The sequence below is a fragment of the Labilibaculum euxinicum genome (assembly GCF_009795715.1).
Classification (GTDB): domain Bacteria; phylum Bacteroidota; class Bacteroidia; order Bacteroidales; family Marinifilaceae; genus Labilibaculum; species Labilibaculum euxinus.
This window is the reverse complement of the sequence record NZ_WTCR01000012.1, coordinates 1-17,402: the sequence shown is the minus strand read 5'-3', so window position 1 is coordinate 17,402 and position 17,402 is coordinate 1. Positions and strand designations below refer to the sequence as shown.

The following is a 17,402-nucleotide window of genomic DNA, read 5'->3' as shown; positions in this document are numbered from 1 at the left end:
CTAATTGTAAATTAAGGAACCTATTCTTTGACGAACTTGTTTCCTAAACACTTAAAATTGAAAAACAGACTTTCCTAATTTCATTTTATATTCTTAAAATGAATATTTAAAATGTACACTTACACGAGTACTTCCCACTTCTTTTGAATCTGCCACCTTACCGTTAATTTGAGTTGTTCCGTAAGCTGCTGCAGTATATAATGCTTGAGTTCCAATCATGAAACTTCCCGAATGAAATTCAACTCTGGGACCAAACTGATAGATATAATCAATATTTGAACCACGGCTATACAAACCCACAAAACTACTTCCATTCATTGCCAAATTATCATCAGCACCTAAGTTCTTGGTATAACCTGCAAAAAGTCCATAGCGTACATTACCCGTTCTTGTATGTAAATCAGACCAAATTGAAGATGTTTTCACATTTGTGTATTCGTAATCACCATTGGCCTTAACACCTTTCACTCCGTAGCCGCCTATCATCACAAAGTTATACATGTTTTGCCCGTAGATCGTTTGCAAATTCCAAACCAATTTATCCGTTTTTACAGTCATCCAGGCATTCATTTGGTAACTGCTCAACATTTCGTCGGTTTTTAAACCTGCTGAATTTACAACCATAGGCTTTAAGAATTTATAACCTGCTGTTGCACCCAAAGTAAATCCTTTCGCAAAATCGTACTTAACCTGAGCTGAAAATTCAGGAATACTGGCTTGCTGTACATATTTAACATCGGCACCATCCGGACCATTCGATTTAAAATCCATTTCGGATAATGCCGCAATAAAAGCATAACCTCTATCTCCTAACTTGCGGGTATATCTAAACTGAGGAGCTCTTCCCAATACATTAAACGGCAGACCTCCACCCCAATGCAATACATCAGGATAACAAGAGGTTACAAACATAGGATGCCAGGTTTTACCCACCAAAAGTTCATCTTTTCCCCAATCTAATTTTACAAATGCATGTCGCAAACGAAATAAACCAATTTTATCATTCGAAGTACCCACGAAATCACCTTGAATTGTTGCTGATCCTTTAGCACCAAAAGCCTCGAATCCTGTAACACCAACATTTAGTCGTGAGTGAATGGTAGTCATAAACAATTCTGACCGGTCATTTAAATCGGCGCCATTCGCATCAAAAGATTTTGCTGCCGGATAAAGAATTACATCTCCTTCGCGGGTATTAACAGTCTTTCTTGAATCAAATATTGCTTCTGCAGTTACAAAGCCGCTTAACTTAACTTTTACTTCATCAGCTTTCTGAGCCATTCCAACCAATGGAAGAAGTCCGATAATCAATAGATATATTTTTTTCATAATTTCAGATTTTTAGGCACTAGACAGAACCTGATCATTAGTTTACAATGATCATAACTATCTAAATAATAACGATTAATAAAATTTAATTTTTTGCTGTTGTAGCCTTATCAACCAAATAAACTATTGATTGATAAGAAACGCCGCTGTTTAATGTCAAACCAATTTCGCAGGTTCTGCTTGTTGAATAGCCATGCTTAACTTCGGCAGGATGTTGAATTTTAAGATCCCGCAAACCATGATCATTCAATTCGGAGTGAGTAAAACCTCTGTCTCCGGCAAAACCACAGCAATTTGTGTCAGGCTTAACAACATTTTTAGCACATAGTTTAGCCAGATCAACCAGCTTATCTTCCACACCTAATTTTTTAGCAGAACATACTGCAAATACTGAAACTGTTTCATCAAGTTGTTTAAAATTCAAATGATCTTTCAAATGATCCATTATGAATTCAATTGGTTCGTATAGTTTCAATCTTGACTCCATATTCTCCTTCATGGTATACAAGCAAGGGCTCATGTCGCAGAGAATTGGATATTCTCCGTTGTTGCTTGCTTTTTTCAAAGCGGCTTCCAAATTATTGGATTTTTTCATTCCTGCTTCTTTAAAGCCTTTACTCAAAAATGCCATACCACAACAATGGTTGTTTAAATCCTCAGGATAAATAATTTCATATCCTGCCTTTTTAATCAACTTCTCCATCTTAATGGTCAAAGCCACCTTCTCGTCGTAATCTTTCGATACACCCATACTTCTGTTGATACAAGATGGGAAATACACAACCTTTTTAGGATTGCTCTTATTTACTGAAGGAGGCACAATTTTGGGTGATCCTTTTGGAAAAGCCTTGGTCCAGCGAGGAATTGTATTTCCTGATAAAGTTCTTACACCACCAGCAATTCCACCCATCAAGCCTGATCCAAGTATGGAGTGAAAGAAATTCACAGTATTCAGACCCACTTTAGCATAGGACTGAACTTTATCCATATTATCGGCACACCACATAGCATATTTCTTAGCTTTTGGTGATGCATCATCCGCCCGAAGTTCCTTAACCAATTTGCCGGTATCAATTTTTACAGGACAACTAAGCGCACACAAACTATCGGTAGCACACATTTGCAAGGCCTCGTAATCGAATTGTTTTACCATACCGGCTAACTCGTGAGGAGTCTCTCCTGAGGCTTTCAGGCGGGTAATTTCGCGGTAGGTGACAATTCTTTGACGCGGACTTAAAGTCAAGTTGTGTGATACACATGATGGTTCGCAAAAACCACACTCCATACACTGATCTATTTTTTCGTGAGCAGCAGGAAGAGGTTTCAAATCCTTTAAATGAGCTTGTTTATCGGCATTCAGGATAACTCCCGGATTGATTAAAAAATGAGGATCGAAGATGGCCTTGATTTCCTTCATCAGATTGTAAGCATCTGTCCCCCACTCCATTTCAACATAAGGAGCCATATTTCGTCCGGTACCGTGTTCTGCTTTTAGAGCACCATCGTAACGGCCAACAACCAATTCAGCCAATTCATCCATGAATTTGGCATACCTGTCGATTTCCGGCTGGGTTCCAAAATCCTGAGTAAATACAAAGTGCAAATTACCTTCCAAAGCGTGACCAAAAATAACTGCTTCCGAATACTTGTACTTTTTAAACAAGTCTTGAAGATCTAAAGTTGCCTCGGCTAACTTTAGTACCGGAAAACAAACATCTTCGATAATAACAGTAGTACCAACCTTACGCATACCGCCAACTGTTGGAAGCAAACCTTTACGGATTTTCCAAAGCATTGCAAATTCTGCCGGAACATGAGTAAATTCAATTGGCAATTCCACCTGAATATCCCGAACGGAATTTGTAATTATTTCAATCTGCTTGTTTAATGTTTTAGCATCGCCCGCTCTGGTTTCCACTAAAATAGCCGATGCACCAACCGAAAGTGTTTTTAAATAAGCAGGCACTCCAACATCATTCTCAACCGAACGCAATGCAGCCCTATCCATTAATTCAACCGCAGCAACAGGCTCCGATTTTAAAATTGAAACCGCCCGGCAGGCTTTCTCAATATCAGGGAAAATCATTAACGAACTTGCTTTGTGCTTGTGCTCAATTACCGTTCTGTAAACCACCTCTGAAATAAATCCTAAGGTTCCCTCAGAACCAATCATAAGGTGAGTTAAAATATCAATCGGATCCTTGTAATCAACCAAAGCATTCAGGCTGTAACCGGTTGTATTCTTCATTTTGAATTTCTCACGAATCCGGGCATCCAAAGTCTTATTCTTCCGAATAGCTGCGGCCAATTGACTAATGCCCTTCAGCATATCAAAATGAGTATTTTTAAACGAAGCAATACTTTCCTTACAGGAGGTATCCAGAACGGTTCCATCATGCAAGATTACACGGATAGAATCGATTGTTTTGTAGGAATTCTCGGAAGTTCCGCAACACATTCCTGATGCATTATTGGCAGCAATACCACCAATCATCGCAGCATTAATAGAAGCCGGATCCGGTCCGATTTTCTTACCGTAGCGTGCCAGCAAAGCATTTGCACGGGCACCCGTAATACCTGGCTGAAGACGAATTTTCTCTCCATTATCAAGTATCGTATGCTTTTTCCAATGCTCTCCCGCAACCACCAAAACAGAATCGCTGATTGCCTGCCCCGATAAACTGGTTCCTGCAGCACGATAAGTAACCGGTATGTTTAAATTATGACATTCCCGCATAATTAAACTCACTTCTTCCTCGCTTTTCGACTTTACTACCAATTTAGGTATCAGTCTGTAAAAACTCGCATCGGTTCCCCATGCAAGCGTATGAAGAGGATCATGAAACATTCTGTTCTTATCAATTGACTTCAGCAATCGTTCATATAAAATTTTATATTCTCCTGTCAGCATATTTTTTTAATTTTCAAATATGAACTAAACTATCCTTCCCAAGGATTTTTCTACAAACTGAAAATGGCAATCAAGTCTTTCTTTTCTTTTTTTCAGCTTGTAAAAAAATTTAATCCTTTTATAATCTTACAACGAATAACGGTCGGGACATTAAATTGCAGCCACCTGTTTTTTCGCCTTCTTTTTCTTGTAATTAACTTGCTTGTTTTTTCCTGTTGTTACACGGTCCACCAAATAAATAATCGACATGTAAGGTACTCTGCCATTTGTACTCAAGCCAATCTCACAGGTTCTACTGTTTGAATAGCCTGCAATCACCTTTTCCTTCTCAATAATTGGATACAGTTTTCGCAAAGCATACTTGTTTACTTCCGGAAAATTAAAACCTCTGTCTCCTGCAAAACCGCAACATCCAACTTCTTCGGGCAACACTACGTGCTGTGCACAAGCTTCGGCTACTGTTTTTAATGCCGGAGTTAATCCCATCTTAGTAGTCGTGCAAGTGGAGTGAATAGTAATAACCTCATTTACCTTTTTAAAGTTCAATTTGTCCATTAAGAATTCATGAATAAATTCAACCGGCTCATAAAGCTTTAATGTTTTATCCATCACTCTTCTCATTCGGTACAAACATGGAGAAGTATCGCATAAAACAGGGTATTTTCCATTTTCAGAAGCTTTTACCAAAGCAGCTTCCAATTCAGATGATTTCTGATCGGCATGCTTGATCAAGCCCTTACTTTCCCATGGAGTACCGCAGCATAAATTGCTCATTCCTTCAGGGAAAATTACCTCGTAACCTGCTTTTTCAAGTAACTTTTGGGTAACCATATGCAATGGCTCCTTGTAAGGATCTCCTTTTGCAGGTCCCATGGTTTGTGCAATACACGATGGAAAGTAAACCACTCGTAATGGATTCTCCTTGTTAATCGGTTTTGGTTTTGGTGCATTTGCTCCTTTCGGCATAGCTGGAGTCCACAAGGGAATGTTATTTCCGCTTAAGGTTCTAAAACCACCGGCAACAGCTCCAAGTAAAGTAGAACCCATCACCGTATGAACACCATTCACGAATTTTAAACCTCCACGAATAGTAGAACCAACCGTTGAGAAATTATCAGCAACTTTCTGACTGATTTTAAAAGCACGCGGAGTATCCACATTTAAGGACCGAAGGTATTTAATGAACTTACCGGTATCGATACCTACAGGGCAGGACGTTGCACATAAGCCATCCCCGGCACAAGTCTGCTCACCAAGATAATCAAATCCTTTCTTCAATATTTTGTATCGTTCCGGATCCTCTCCTGTAGTTTCCAGACGTTTTAGTTCCCGCTGTACAACAGTACGCTGACGAGCAGATAGCGTAAAACCAGCGGTTAAACAGTTTACCTCACAAAAACCACATTCAATACATTTATCAACCAACTCGTGAACAGGAGCAAGTGTTTTAAAATTCTTAGTATAACACTCCGGATCTTCGTTAATAATAACGCCCGGATTCAGTAAATTTTTAGGATCGAAAAGTTGCTTTACATCTTTCATCAACTGATAAGCCTCTTCGCCCCATTCATGTTTTACAAACGGAGCCATATTTCTGCCCGTTCCATGCTCTGCTTTCAGCGAACCATCGTACTTGTCAATCACTAATTCATCCACCTCGTGCATAAAGCTTTTATACTGCTCCAATTCTTCGGGTTTATCAAAATTCTGATTGAAGATAAAGTGAAAATTTCCTTCCAAAGCATGACCGTAAATCACACCATCTTTGTATCCATATTTAGCAATCAAATTCTGCAAATCTAAAGTTGCCTTTGGCAAATCATCGATATGAAAGGCTACATCCTCGATAATACAAGTAGTACCTGTTTCTCTTAAACCACCAACCGCAGGAAATACTCCTTTTCGGATATCCCAATATTTAGAATACTCCTCTGGTTTATCGGTAAATTCGATTGGGCGAACCGTTTCGTAGGCCGACAACAGCGATTTAATTTCACTAATATTGGCATTCAATTCACTTTTACTATTGGCCAATGTTTCTACCAGAATAGCAGTTACACCATCAGGAAAATCTTTAATAAACGGAGGAATGCCATCGGCATTTTCAACGGATCGCAAAGCAACTCTATCCAACATCTCAGCTCCGTGTACCGGACCGGGCTTTATGGTCACCACCGACTGACAAGCTGTAACGATATCACTAAAGTATATCATTGCACTGGCCTTAAATTTATGATTTACCACAGTCTTCATGGTTAATTCCGACATAAAAGCCAAAGTACCCTCTGATCCTACCATCAAATTCACGATAATCTGAAAAGGATCGGTATAATCAATAAAAGGATTAATGCTTAAACCAGTAGTATTTTTAATACTGTATTTGTAACGAATACGGTCGGCCAACTTTTTGTTTGCACGTACCTTATCGCGTATCTCTTCAATTTGGCGGATAAAATTGCCATGTGTCTTTTTAAAATTAGCCTTACTTGCAGCATCCCCGGTATCCAAAATGGTACCATCGGCAAATATTAAACGAGCTGAAAGGATTGTTTTATAAGAATTCTCATGAGTACCACAATTCATACCCGAGGCGTTATTCATAACAATACCTCCGATCATTGCAGAATTAATAGATGCTGGATCTGGTCCGAGTTTTTTTCCGTAAGGTGCCAAAACCTTATTTACACGACTGCCCACCATACCCGGCTGCATACGAATTGCTTCGCCGTTTTTAAGGACATCAAAATCTTCCCAATGTTTTCCTGCAATAATTAAAATAGAATCGGTAATTGCCTGACCTGCCAAACTGGTTCCTGCTGCACGAAAAGTAACCGGCAAATTATACTTGTTAGCTAAAATAACAGCCTTTTGTACTTCAGCTTCATCTTTTGCCCGAATAATAATCTGAGGGATTAATCGATAAAAACCAGCATCAGTTCCATACGCCAAATTTCTTATTTCATCAGTATACAAACGTGAAGTTTCTATTGTAGCTTTAATCTCATGATAGAACTTCTTATATTCTCCTGTAAGCATTTTTTTTTGATTTTATGATCAAGTATTCAAATAATAGTAGAACCTTAAATTGGTAACTTGTATGACAAATGTACGTTTTCAGTCTTTAAAAATGAACCAAATTTTCAATTCCTTGAAAATTTGGTTCCTAATATTTTACAATGGCAGTGGATTAAAGCCCGATGAAATCAAAACAACAACAATTATCATTACCATTAAATAGTAAATTAAGGCTGGTATTGAGTTTCTTCTTATAATTGTTCCTTCGGCACCAATACAACCAACGGTTGCACAAACTGCAACAACATTGTTTACACATATCATGTTTCCTAATGCCGCACCAATGGTTTGAACTGCAACAATTAATACCTGAGGTATCCCTAAAATTGTAGCCGTTTCGAACTGAAGTGAAGCAAACAACAGGTTAGAAACAGTAGCCGATCCTGACATAAAAGATCCTAAAACACCAACGATAGGTGCTATTATTGGATAAGCATTTCCTGATAAATCAGCAATAGCTGTAGCCATAGTGGTTAGCATACTATCCATTCCGGCTCCGTTCGTTCCCGATTTCAACATCAATTGAACCATAGCAACACCTGCAAATAAGGCAATTGCCGCACCTGTTATTTGTTTAAAAGTTGTTTTCCAGGAAGAAACAACCTGTTTTAATGGCATTTTATGCATGAAATTTGTGATCACTGCTACCAAAATAAAAGGGATTGTTCCCGGTAAATAAGCCCACTTCAATACGTACGTTAACCCATCAATACCAAAAAGATTCGAAAGAATTAGTGTTTGAGAGGCCAACCATCCTTTTAAACCTAAAGACGGAATACGGGTCACCACTAAAATAACGGCGATTAATACGTATGGCATCCATGCTTTCACCAATCCCATTTTTGCTTCACCGGTATCACCATTGGAATCATTAGATTTCCAATTTTCTTCCCACTCTGATTTTGGAGGAAAATCCCATGGCGTTTTAGGCATAAGGAAACCTCTTTTTGCCGCAAAAATGATAATTCCAAGACCAATAAATGCACCTAGTAATGATGGAAGATCGGGTCCCAGAGTTGAAGCGATTAATACGTAAGGAATTGCGAAAGCCAAACCGGCAAAAATTGCAAACGGAGCTGCTGCCAATGCAGGCTTAATCGATTTTTCCTTTCCAAAGAACCTGGTCATAATCATGATACCCAACAAAGGAATAAAGATACCAACCAATGCATTCGGAATTGCAATCCATTTGGTTAATGCCATTTTAAATACATCGGCATTAGCACCTATATCAGTTAAATTTTGCTCTAGAGTTACCATTGCACCTCCACTAATTGGAGTACCAACCGCACCATAAGGAACCGGAACCGAATTGTAAATTAAAGCAACCATTGCTGCGGCCAAAGGAGGGAATCCGAGTCCGACCAACAAAGGACCGGCCAAGGCGGCAGGAGTTCCAAATCCGGCTGCACCTTCAATAAATGCACCGAACATGAAACCTATAATAATGGCCTGAATTCTTCGGTCGGTGGTAATTCCGTTAAATCCATTATTAATCGTTGCCATAGCTCCCGACAACTTCATGGTATTTAAAATGAGAATCGCACCAAAAATAATGATTAAAATATCCAATGCTTTCAGAAATCCAAAAACTGAATAGCCCATGATGTGGAATATATCAATTTCCCATACTGTGTAAGCAACAATCACCGATAGCAGCAGTGATAAAGGCAAAGCCTTTTTTGCTCCCCAATTGAAGCCAACCATCAGTACGATGGTTAATAAAATAGGCGAAAAAGCTAATAATGCATCCATAAAAAATAGTTTAGGTTTAGTTACAAATTGTATTAGTGATCGTAGTAAACGGGTTAGATCTACTGTATTTTTCGATGATTGAATTGTCCAATTTTTTAAGATTTCCGTTCATTGCACTAGTGTGCATCAAAACGTCAAGGTCCATAAGCTTTTGTTTTAGAGCTTCCAGACTTTTATTGATATCAACCTTATCATTATTGAAGTCCATAATTCATTGTTTTTATTTCCCGATGATTTCAACATACTTCTCAATAAATTCGGTTAGATGAAGTACTTTAACAGGCACTTTTTTATGCATCAAACCTCCGTTAATCTGCATTACACATCCCGGACAATCGGTAACCAATATCTCAGCATTACTTGCCTCAATATTTTCTATTTTCTTGGTTAATATTCCGTTTGATATGGTTGCAAAGTCGAGAGAGTAAGTTCCTCCAAAACCACAGCACACATTGCTGTCGGTTAATGGAATAAATTGTTTTCCGATTAATTTGGAAAGGAAAGCTTCTGCAGAATAATCCAGTGATCTGGAATCGTGGCAAGGTGTATGATAGGTAACCTTCTTGTTCCCTTTCACTTTAAAGCGGATGTTGTTTTTTTCTAAAAACTTCCCGATTGGTGTTACCATATCACCCAATTGAGCCGCTTTTTTGTAACGGTTTGGATCTTCTTTGGTAAAATCCAGAAACTCATGCTTAATGGCTCCCCCACAAGTAGGACACAATACCAACAGAGCTTCATAGTCTTTAGGTTCTTGTAAATTATCAAGAGTATTGTAAATCATGCTTTTTGCATTTTCGGGATCGCCCGATGCAATGGCAGGAATGCCGCAACATGCTGCTTTTTTAGGAATATCAACCTGAAATCCACTCTTCTGAAGCAGTTTGACCATTGCCAGTCCCATTTCAGGATAAAAATATTCGATAGCACAACCAGGATAGAAGAATACTTTTCTTTCGGATGAAAACTGATCGTATCCATCTTTGTAAAAACGCTTGCTAAAGGTTTTTGAAGCCAAAGCCGGAAATTTTCTGAAATCCATTTCTTTAGGCAGCATTGGAATGGTACCAATAATTTTTTCCTGATTTGATGGATTGGTTTTCGTTAACGGAAACTGGAAATTAGCCCCTAAACTCAAAACAGACTTCATTCTACCGGGCTTTGCAACCAAGCTTTTAAATACTTTTTTCTTGATAGGATTGATGCCGTATTTTTTGCCGACAACCAATTTCAAATCAGAAATTAAAGCCTGCAAATCAATGCCCGAAGGGCAATTAAAAGAACAGGCACGGCAACCAATGCACATTTTTAAAATGTCCTTGGCCGCTTCATCGCCCTGATAAAGGGCTGTTAAAATCAGACCAATTGAACCGATATAACGATCGCCGTAAACATGACCTCCAACCATTTCGTAAGCCGGACAAATGTTGGCACAACTACCGCAGCGCACACACTTTAATGCTTCTTTAAACTTAGGATGCTCGAAAAATGCCAAACGTCCGTTATCCAAAAACACATAATGAGTTTCCTTTACGCCGTCTTCATTTTTATGAGATGGAACTCTCCCTTTAATCCATGTAGTATATGATGTTATGGTTTGTCCGGTAGCACTTTTCGGCAATACCCGAACAATATCCAAAGCCTGATTAAAATCGTCGCACAATTTCTCGTATCCGACCAAAACAATGTGCACAGGAGGCACGGTAGACGACAATCGGGCATTTCCTTCGTTGGTGACCAAACCAATTGTACCTGTACTGGCTACGGCAACATTCGCCCCTGTCATTCCAACACCTGCTTTAAAATAAGATTCGCGAAGAAATCTGCGTGCAATTTCCACCATTGCTTTAATATCTTCAGGATCTACCGCCTCTCCTGTATAATCAGAAAATATCTTTGCAACCTGCTGTCTGGTTTTATGAATGGCCGGCATTACCATGTGCGATGGATGCTCGTTGGCCAACTGCAGAATCCACTCTCCCAAATCGGTTTCGATTGGCTGCAGTCCCTCCTTCTCTAAATAATGGTTGAGTAAAATCTCTTCCGAAGTCATCGATTTACTCTTCACCATGAATTTAGCATTGTGTTTTTTCATTACATCAGCAATGTATTTGCACGCATCCCCGCCTGTTTTTGCCTGAAACACTTTACAGCCGTGCTTCTCAACATTCGCTTTAAACTGGTGGAATTGTTCCATTACCTTGTTTAGGTCACGGTCTTTTATGTCGTGAACCCTTGTTCGAAGCGCTTCAAAATCCAAGCCCTTATAAGCATTTTCCTTAGAAGCCTTATAGGCTGTTGCAAAACCTTTCAGGTTTTTATACAAAACCTCATCGTTTATTTTTTCCTGTATTTTATCTTGTATATTCATCGCTTCTACTTATAAATCGTTTACAATATAAACTGCCATCTCTTTTGGTCCGTGCACTCCAACCGTTAAAACACGCTCAATATCTGCTGTTCGGCTGGCACCCGTAATAAAAGCAACATAACCCCCCATATCCGAAGTTCTCTCCTCAATAAAACCGGCCACATCGTTTAAACTGGTAACCAGCTTGCTTATGGGCATCACAACAAACAGCTTCTCGGCCAAACAGGTTGCCAAACGTTTGTTTTCGTTGATGCTATCAATAACAACCGTTCCTGTTTCCGCAATGGCGTAATCAACTTCGATAAGAGCATTTTTGATTCCCGCTTCTCCGGCTTGTATATCTTTTAACTGACTAAAACTTGGAACATCGATGTATTCGAAGCTTTCCTTTTGTAAGAGGTTTTTAAATTCTTCAGAAGACAGAATCTGATTTTCGTTTCCGACCAGTGCTGATTTGTCTAAAAAAAATTCCAGGTTATTCATATGATTATAATTTAAAGTTTTTGCCATATGGAACTTACCATGCAAGGATACTCATCTCCTTGTGTGTCAAAAATAGATTTGGCACGGACGTTTCATATATTTTAGTTTATAGGTTTTAATCATTTTAGTCTGAAAAGATGACTATTTGGGAATCTCTCTAACCAAGAGGGATGCCAAGAATTTCACACTCTCGTTATTCAGAATCATTCTATTAGACTACATCTTGAATACCTGACCATTAGCCTACGCAAAGGTTTTCAGGAAATGGGATTTAAAACGATTTCGGAGGTGTTCATTTCTGCACGCCCGAACATTGGCACATGTGCTGTTTTGAACAGATGTTCAGTTTAAGACGGTAAAATGACCAGATTTTAGATGGATGAATTTGCAGCTTTGGGCAGCTTATTATCTGCACAATTACTCCTTATAAAAAAAAGAAAAATCAGAACACCACTTATCTATAATGAAAAATTACAGTTAAACTATCTAAAATTCAGAGGCTTTGTAATAATATCATAAAATAAATTAAAAATTATTTCACATAAATTTTTATTATTAACATACATTTCCTACTTTCAGAACCCCAAATGATTATTTATACAAACCAGGTTGATGTTTTAACCCTAAAAATTTTAAAAAAATGACAGATACAACTGCAACAAAAACAATTAATGAATTGGTTCTTGAAATTTCTGAAGACAAAATTGTTTCGACTGCCATCCCAGTAGCCATTGCCATTGGCGAGGCCGGAGTACTTCACCAATATGCCCTGGAAGACAAAGAAGAGCTTTTGGCAAAAGGACTCAGCGAGGATACAATTAATGAGCTTGCACCAAGAGCTAAATTTTTGCAGGAACAGCAATCGGTTTGGACTGCTGTTTATGAATCGGCTTTAACCAGCACACAAGAGTGGGAAGAAAAAATTGAGGAAGCCAGCCTGCTGCAACGCGAATTAAAGTATGATTTTCAGTTTGCCTACCGAAACCATCCGGATATTCTGAAAAAACTGCAAAACATTCTTGATGGCAACAGCCACATGGATTTAATTCAGGACATGAGCGACTACCCCGCTTTTGCCAGACAACATCCTGAACCTTTGGAAGCCATCCTTTTTGATACAACAAAAACCGAGCGTGCCCTACAGCTCTCGCACGAGCTTTTCGACCTGATGAACAAGGTTGACGGCGTAAAAAACAGCAAAAACCGACCTGAAAAACTAATGCGCGACCGAGCCTACACTTACCTGAAGCAATTGGTCGACGAAATTCGTGCCTATGGCAAGTACGCCTTCTGGAACGACGAAGAGAAACAAAAAAGGTACTCGAGTGATTATTTGCGCAAAGGACGGGAAAGAAATGAATCAAAAAAAACTGAAGAGTAGCTGAAACACCTGCGATTGTTGATCTCTTTTTCGATAGGATGGTTTTTTAGCCGATAGGACATCAAATTATCCGATAGACTATTCAAATTGCCAGATAGATGATTTTTTGTACCGATAGATCAATCAAATTATCCGATAGGTGTATATTATTTGCGATTGGAATACAAAAAAGGCCGATAGCAATACCAATTCAAGCAACTCGAATCATTTTTTTTAATTACTACATACAACTGAAGAAAGGAAACATCTCTGGCTTAGGCCGGGGATGTTTTTTTTGTTTTTCCGGCAAAAGGATCAGCTTATTTCCTGCTTATTTAACATGATTCTACTTTGTTAAACAATATTCATTTTATAATTTAGTGAACCTCTAATAAGAGCATGTAAATGAGCATAAAAATCCACCCATCGGCCAATACGCATCGCAGTAAAGAAATTGTAGTCATTCAATTTAACTACAGTTCGGAAATTGTGAATTTATTAAAGGTGAGCTTCCCTACCCGATGGAGCCAAACGAAAAAGTGCTGGTGGATAGCCCGAAAAGATTTCGATTACAGGAAGTTTAAGGAGGTATTCTCAACTATTGCAGAAATAATTATTCCGCCCCAAAAAGACAAAAGTACAGAACAAATATTGCCTGCAGATTACCTGGAAAAACTGATTCGGGTAAGATATAGTGAAAGCACGATTAAAACTTATTCGAAATATTTTAGGGATTTTCAATCTGCTTTTACAGATCAAAATTTAGACGAACTGACTTCTACAGATATAAACAATTATATTCTTGGCTTAATAGAAAAACAAAAAATGTCTGTTAGCCAACAGAATCAAAGAATTAATGCGATAAAATTTTATTACGAGAAAGTATTAGGTAGGGAAAAACTATATTTTGCAGTGGATAGACCTAAAAAGGAAAAATCATTACCAAATGTTTTAAGTAAAAATGAAATTGCAGCAATGATCAATTCTACAAATAATATAAAACACAAAAGCTTAATTGCTTTAATTTATTCTTGTGGATTGAGAAGATGTGAGGCTATTAATATGGAGTTAAAGGATATTGATTCCAACCGAATGCTTATAAAGATAATAGCAGGTAAAGGCAAAAAAGATCGATATGTTCAACTCGCTAAATCAACTTTGTTACTCTTAAGAGAATATTATAAAAAGCATACGCCTTGCAACTGGGTTTTTGAAGGACCTAATAATAAACCCTACAGTGCAAAGAGTATATCAAATGTTATAAAATCTGCAGCCCAAAAAGCTGGAGTTAAGAAACGTGTTTACCCACATATTTTGCGCCATAGTTTTGCTACGCATCATTTAGAACAAGGAACAGATTTAAGATATATTCAAGAATGGTTGGGGCATGGAAGTTCTAAAACAACTGAAATATATACCCATGTTTCTAATAAAGACTTTATTAAATTTAAGAATCCAATTGATGGCCTTATTGAGGATACGTAAACTACACATATACACTTACACCACTCTATGAGCTGTGTAAGTGTATGTTTTAAGATCGATAAAAGAAATATAAATGTAACTACACATACACAATCGTTATGGGCAATTAGAACAGACGTGCTAAAGAAATAGATTGATATATTAGAAAAAACGAAAATATCTAAAAAATAAGACTATGATTTATTATGATTGGAATTAATATGAGCCTTTTCAAATACATACTATCCATACTTATATTTCTTGCTTTCATTAAATGTTCTGCACAAACATCTAATAATTCAAAAATGGACAGAATAACAAATTCGGATACACACTTTAAACCTTTGGTCGCAAACGGTAAAGAATCATTAAAACAACTTGGATTTTCCTTAAATAGTGAAAATGACCAGAAAGCAACATTTACAAACTCGGAGGGAATAGTAATTGATATTGTTTATCAACGATATCATCCTCCTGAAGTATGGATTGGAAATATCGATTTTAAAGACAGAGTTCGAATAGACTTTCATACAGAAAAATATTTTAACCAAACTGCTGAGATTTTCAGAAAATATTCCAATGACCAAGTTGAATTTGACTATTCAAGTTTTGATTATTATCATGAATTTTTGATTTTATTTAAGACTAAAATTGAAGCTCCAGAGAGTATTGCGCGTGTAATTAATGCTTGGATGAAAGGAGAATAGTAAAATAAAAGCCCATAACAATGTATATACAAAATAGGCGAAATAGTACTAAATTAAAGGGTTGTAGCCCACTTCAACATCGTAACGGTTTGATTGGTTTGAAGCACGAAATCGCCTACTTTGCATACACTCAACGTTGTGTGCAATACAAATGAACGACCTAGAAATTACAAAATATGAAAAAAAAACTACAAATTTTTATTTCTTCAACGTATACTGATTTATTAGAAGAGAGACAAGCGGCAGTTCAGGCTGTGTTAAGAGCAGGTAATATTCCCGCAGGAATGGAATTGTTTTCTGCTGGAAATAAAAGTCAATTGACTACAATAAAAAAGTGGATTGATGAATCAGACATCTATGTACTTATTTTAGGTGGTCGTTACGGTTCATTGGAGCCCGATTCTAAACTGTCATATACAGAAATTGAGTATAGGTATGCACTAGATAATGGAAAACCGCTTTTTGCCATAGTACTTGACGATGAAATGATGGATAATAAGGTGAAAAGTGAAGGACAAGGAGTTCTTGAACTCGATAATCAAGATAAATATAAAAAGTTCAAGGATTTAGTTTTATCTAAAGTTTGTCGATTTTGCAATAACGAAAGTGATATAAAACTATCTATATTGGAATCAATTATTGACATACAAAACGAATATGATTTAACGGGTTGGATTAAAGGAGATGATATTCCAGACAACTCAATACTACTTGGAGAGCTTGAAATTATACGCAAAGAGCGTGATGAATTGCAGGAACAAGTAACAAAACTCGGAAGTCTATCAAAGAAACCTAGCAAGAATAAATCAATTGGAGATTATTCATATGATGAAGTTTTGGGTGTGCTTAAATCGACAAAAATAACAGTTCCTGCTAATTTGACTGCTGATAAAATTAATGATTTAGATGTTGTGGCTTTAAAACTACTATTGAATTATACAGGCTTATTAACCACAGGAGTTTCATCTACACTTTCGAATGATATCCAACGATTTTTAACTAGTAGACTTGTACCTCTATTGTTGAATTTTGGTTTAGTTGAGAGACAAAAAATGAAAAATACAGGCATGAAAATCGAATACGATAAATTCATCATTTCCTCTTTGGGGAATAAGTTTTTATCTATTTATAAGATTGAAAGTGTGAAAAAGTAAAGCACACAACAATATGTATAGTGCATAAGGGTTTCGGAGGTTTTCGAGCGTTTACGCTCGCCTCAAATTTGGTGAGTAAACTGATGATTTTGAGCAACGTAATCCCTTACGACACCATACATTGAACGTTGTGTAGTTTAGCCCCGAAAAAGACTGGAGTAAAATTTCAGATTTAAAACAGTTAAGTTTAGGGTATGAAAAGACGTTGGACATTAGAAGAAAAACTAGCCATTTTAAGCGAGGCAGAAACAGGTAATGTAGTAGAAGTTTGTAGAAGGTATAATGTTAGTACTGGATCTTTCTATAATTGGAAAAAGAAGTTCGATACCAAGGGAGAAGCTGGCTTAAAAGTGAAATATGATACCAGCAGTCCAGAGATGAAGAAAGCTGAGGAAGAGATTCGGATTCTACGTAAGCTTTTAGCAGACCGGGAAATAGAATTGGAAATTCAGAAAGAGCTTCTAAAAAAAAAAATTGGAACAGACGATCCAAGAAAAATCTAGTAGATCGTTTCTTCGAAAAATATACTGTAAGTATCAAAGATCTATTAAAGTATGTAGGACTCTCTGAGAGTAGTTATTACTATAAAGAGAAGCTAAATGGCAGAAAAGGTGTTTTGCCTGGCAAGCAAACCAATCACAGTAAGGATGGCCTGGTTGAAGAAATGACTGTTGTAGAAGCTATAAAAGGCGTATTGGAGCATGAGTTTATTGATTGTGGTTATCGAATAATGACAAAGTATCTTCAGCGTAAAGGTTATAAGATCAATCACAAGAAAGTGTACAGAATAATG

At 37.4% G+C, this 17,402-nt stretch carries 13 protein-coding genes; 6 read left to right on the top strand and 7 right to left on the bottom strand.

All coding sequences use genetic code 11. From position 1 onward, the window contains the following. Positions 1-93: 93 nt before the first annotated feature. From GQR60_RS15185 to GQR60_RS15155, 7 genes are all read right to left on the bottom strand, one after another. Positions 94-1,329: a hypothetical protein gene (locus tag GQR60_RS15185; protein WP_124993754.1), complete on the bottom strand. Its 1,236-nt coding sequence runs from the start codon at positions 1,327-1,329 to the stop codon at positions 94-96. Positions 1,330-1,414: 85 nt separating this feature from the next. Then, positions 1,415-4,240 carry an FAD-binding and (Fe-S)-binding domain-containing protein gene (locus GQR60_RS15180; protein WP_124993753.1) on the bottom strand — a complete coding sequence of 942 codons (2,826 nt, stop codon included), beginning with the start codon at positions 4,238-4,240 and terminating at the stop codon, positions 1,415-1,417. A gap of 150 nt (positions 4,241-4,390) precedes the next feature. Next, positions 4,391-7,276: an FAD-binding and (Fe-S)-binding domain-containing protein gene (locus GQR60_RS15175; RefSeq protein ID WP_124993752.1), complete on the bottom strand. Its 2,886-nt coding sequence runs from the start codon at positions 7,274-7,276 to the stop codon at positions 4,391-4,393. A gap of 135 nt (positions 7,277-7,411) precedes the next feature. Then, complete coding sequence (locus tag GQR60_RS15170) at positions 7,412-9,070, bottom strand: L-lactate permease (protein ID WP_124993751.1); 1,659 nt, start codon at positions 9,068-9,070, stop codon at positions 7,412-7,414. Between the two features lie 16 nt (positions 9,071-9,086). Next, a complete protein-coding gene (locus GQR60_RS15165; RefSeq protein ID WP_124993750.1) occupies positions 9,087-9,278 on the bottom strand; it encodes a hypothetical protein in 192 nt (63 codons plus the stop codon). 12 nt (positions 9,279-9,290) lie between these two features. Next, entirely contained in the window at positions 9,291-11,441 is a 2,151-nt protein-coding gene (ldhH, locus tag GQR60_RS15160) for an L-lactate dehydrogenase (quinone) large subunit LdhH (RefSeq protein ID WP_124993749.1), read from the bottom strand. Between the two features lie 9 nt (positions 11,442-11,450). Then, complete coding sequence (locus GQR60_RS15155) at positions 11,451-11,924, bottom strand: LutC/YkgG family protein (RefSeq protein ID WP_160463496.1); 474 nt, start codon at positions 11,922-11,924, stop codon at positions 11,451-11,453. 640 nt (positions 11,925-12,564) lie between these two features. Here GQR60_RS15155 and GQR60_RS15150 point away from each other — a divergent pair. From GQR60_RS15150 to GQR60_RS20435, 6 genes are all read left to right on the top strand, one after another. After that, on the top strand, positions 12,565-13,305 hold the full coding sequence (locus GQR60_RS15150) for a hypothetical protein (protein ID WP_124993747.1): 741 nt from the start codon (positions 12,565-12,567) through the stop codon (positions 13,303-13,305). A gap of 468 nt (positions 13,306-13,773) precedes the next feature. Further along, complete coding sequence (locus GQR60_RS15145) at positions 13,774-14,769, top strand: tyrosine-type recombinase/integrase (RefSeq protein WP_306598610.1); 996 nt, start codon at positions 13,774-13,776, stop codon at positions 14,767-14,769. A 284-nt stretch (positions 14,770-15,053) separates the two neighbouring features. Beyond that, the gene (locus GQR60_RS15140) at positions 15,054-15,455 is read left to right on the top strand and encodes a hypothetical protein (RefSeq protein ID WP_124993745.1); all 402 of its coding nucleotides are present in this window, start codon (positions 15,054-15,056) and stop codon (positions 15,453-15,455) included. A 176-nt stretch (positions 15,456-15,631) separates the two neighbouring features. After that, positions 15,632-16,609, top strand: coding sequence for a DUF4062 domain-containing protein (locus GQR60_RS15135; RefSeq protein WP_124993744.1), 978 nt, complete (start codon positions 15,632-15,634; stop codon positions 16,607-16,609). A 194-nt stretch (positions 16,610-16,803) separates the two neighbouring features. Beyond that, entirely contained in the window at positions 16,804-17,112 is a 309-nt protein-coding gene (locus GQR60_RS15130; protein WP_124993743.1) for a transposase, read from the top strand. A gap of 161 nt (positions 17,113-17,273) precedes the next feature. Continuing rightward, a partial coding sequence (locus GQR60_RS20435; RefSeq protein ID WP_225441436.1) for an IS3 family transposase occupies positions 17,274-17,402 on the top strand: 129 nt, incomplete at its 3' end.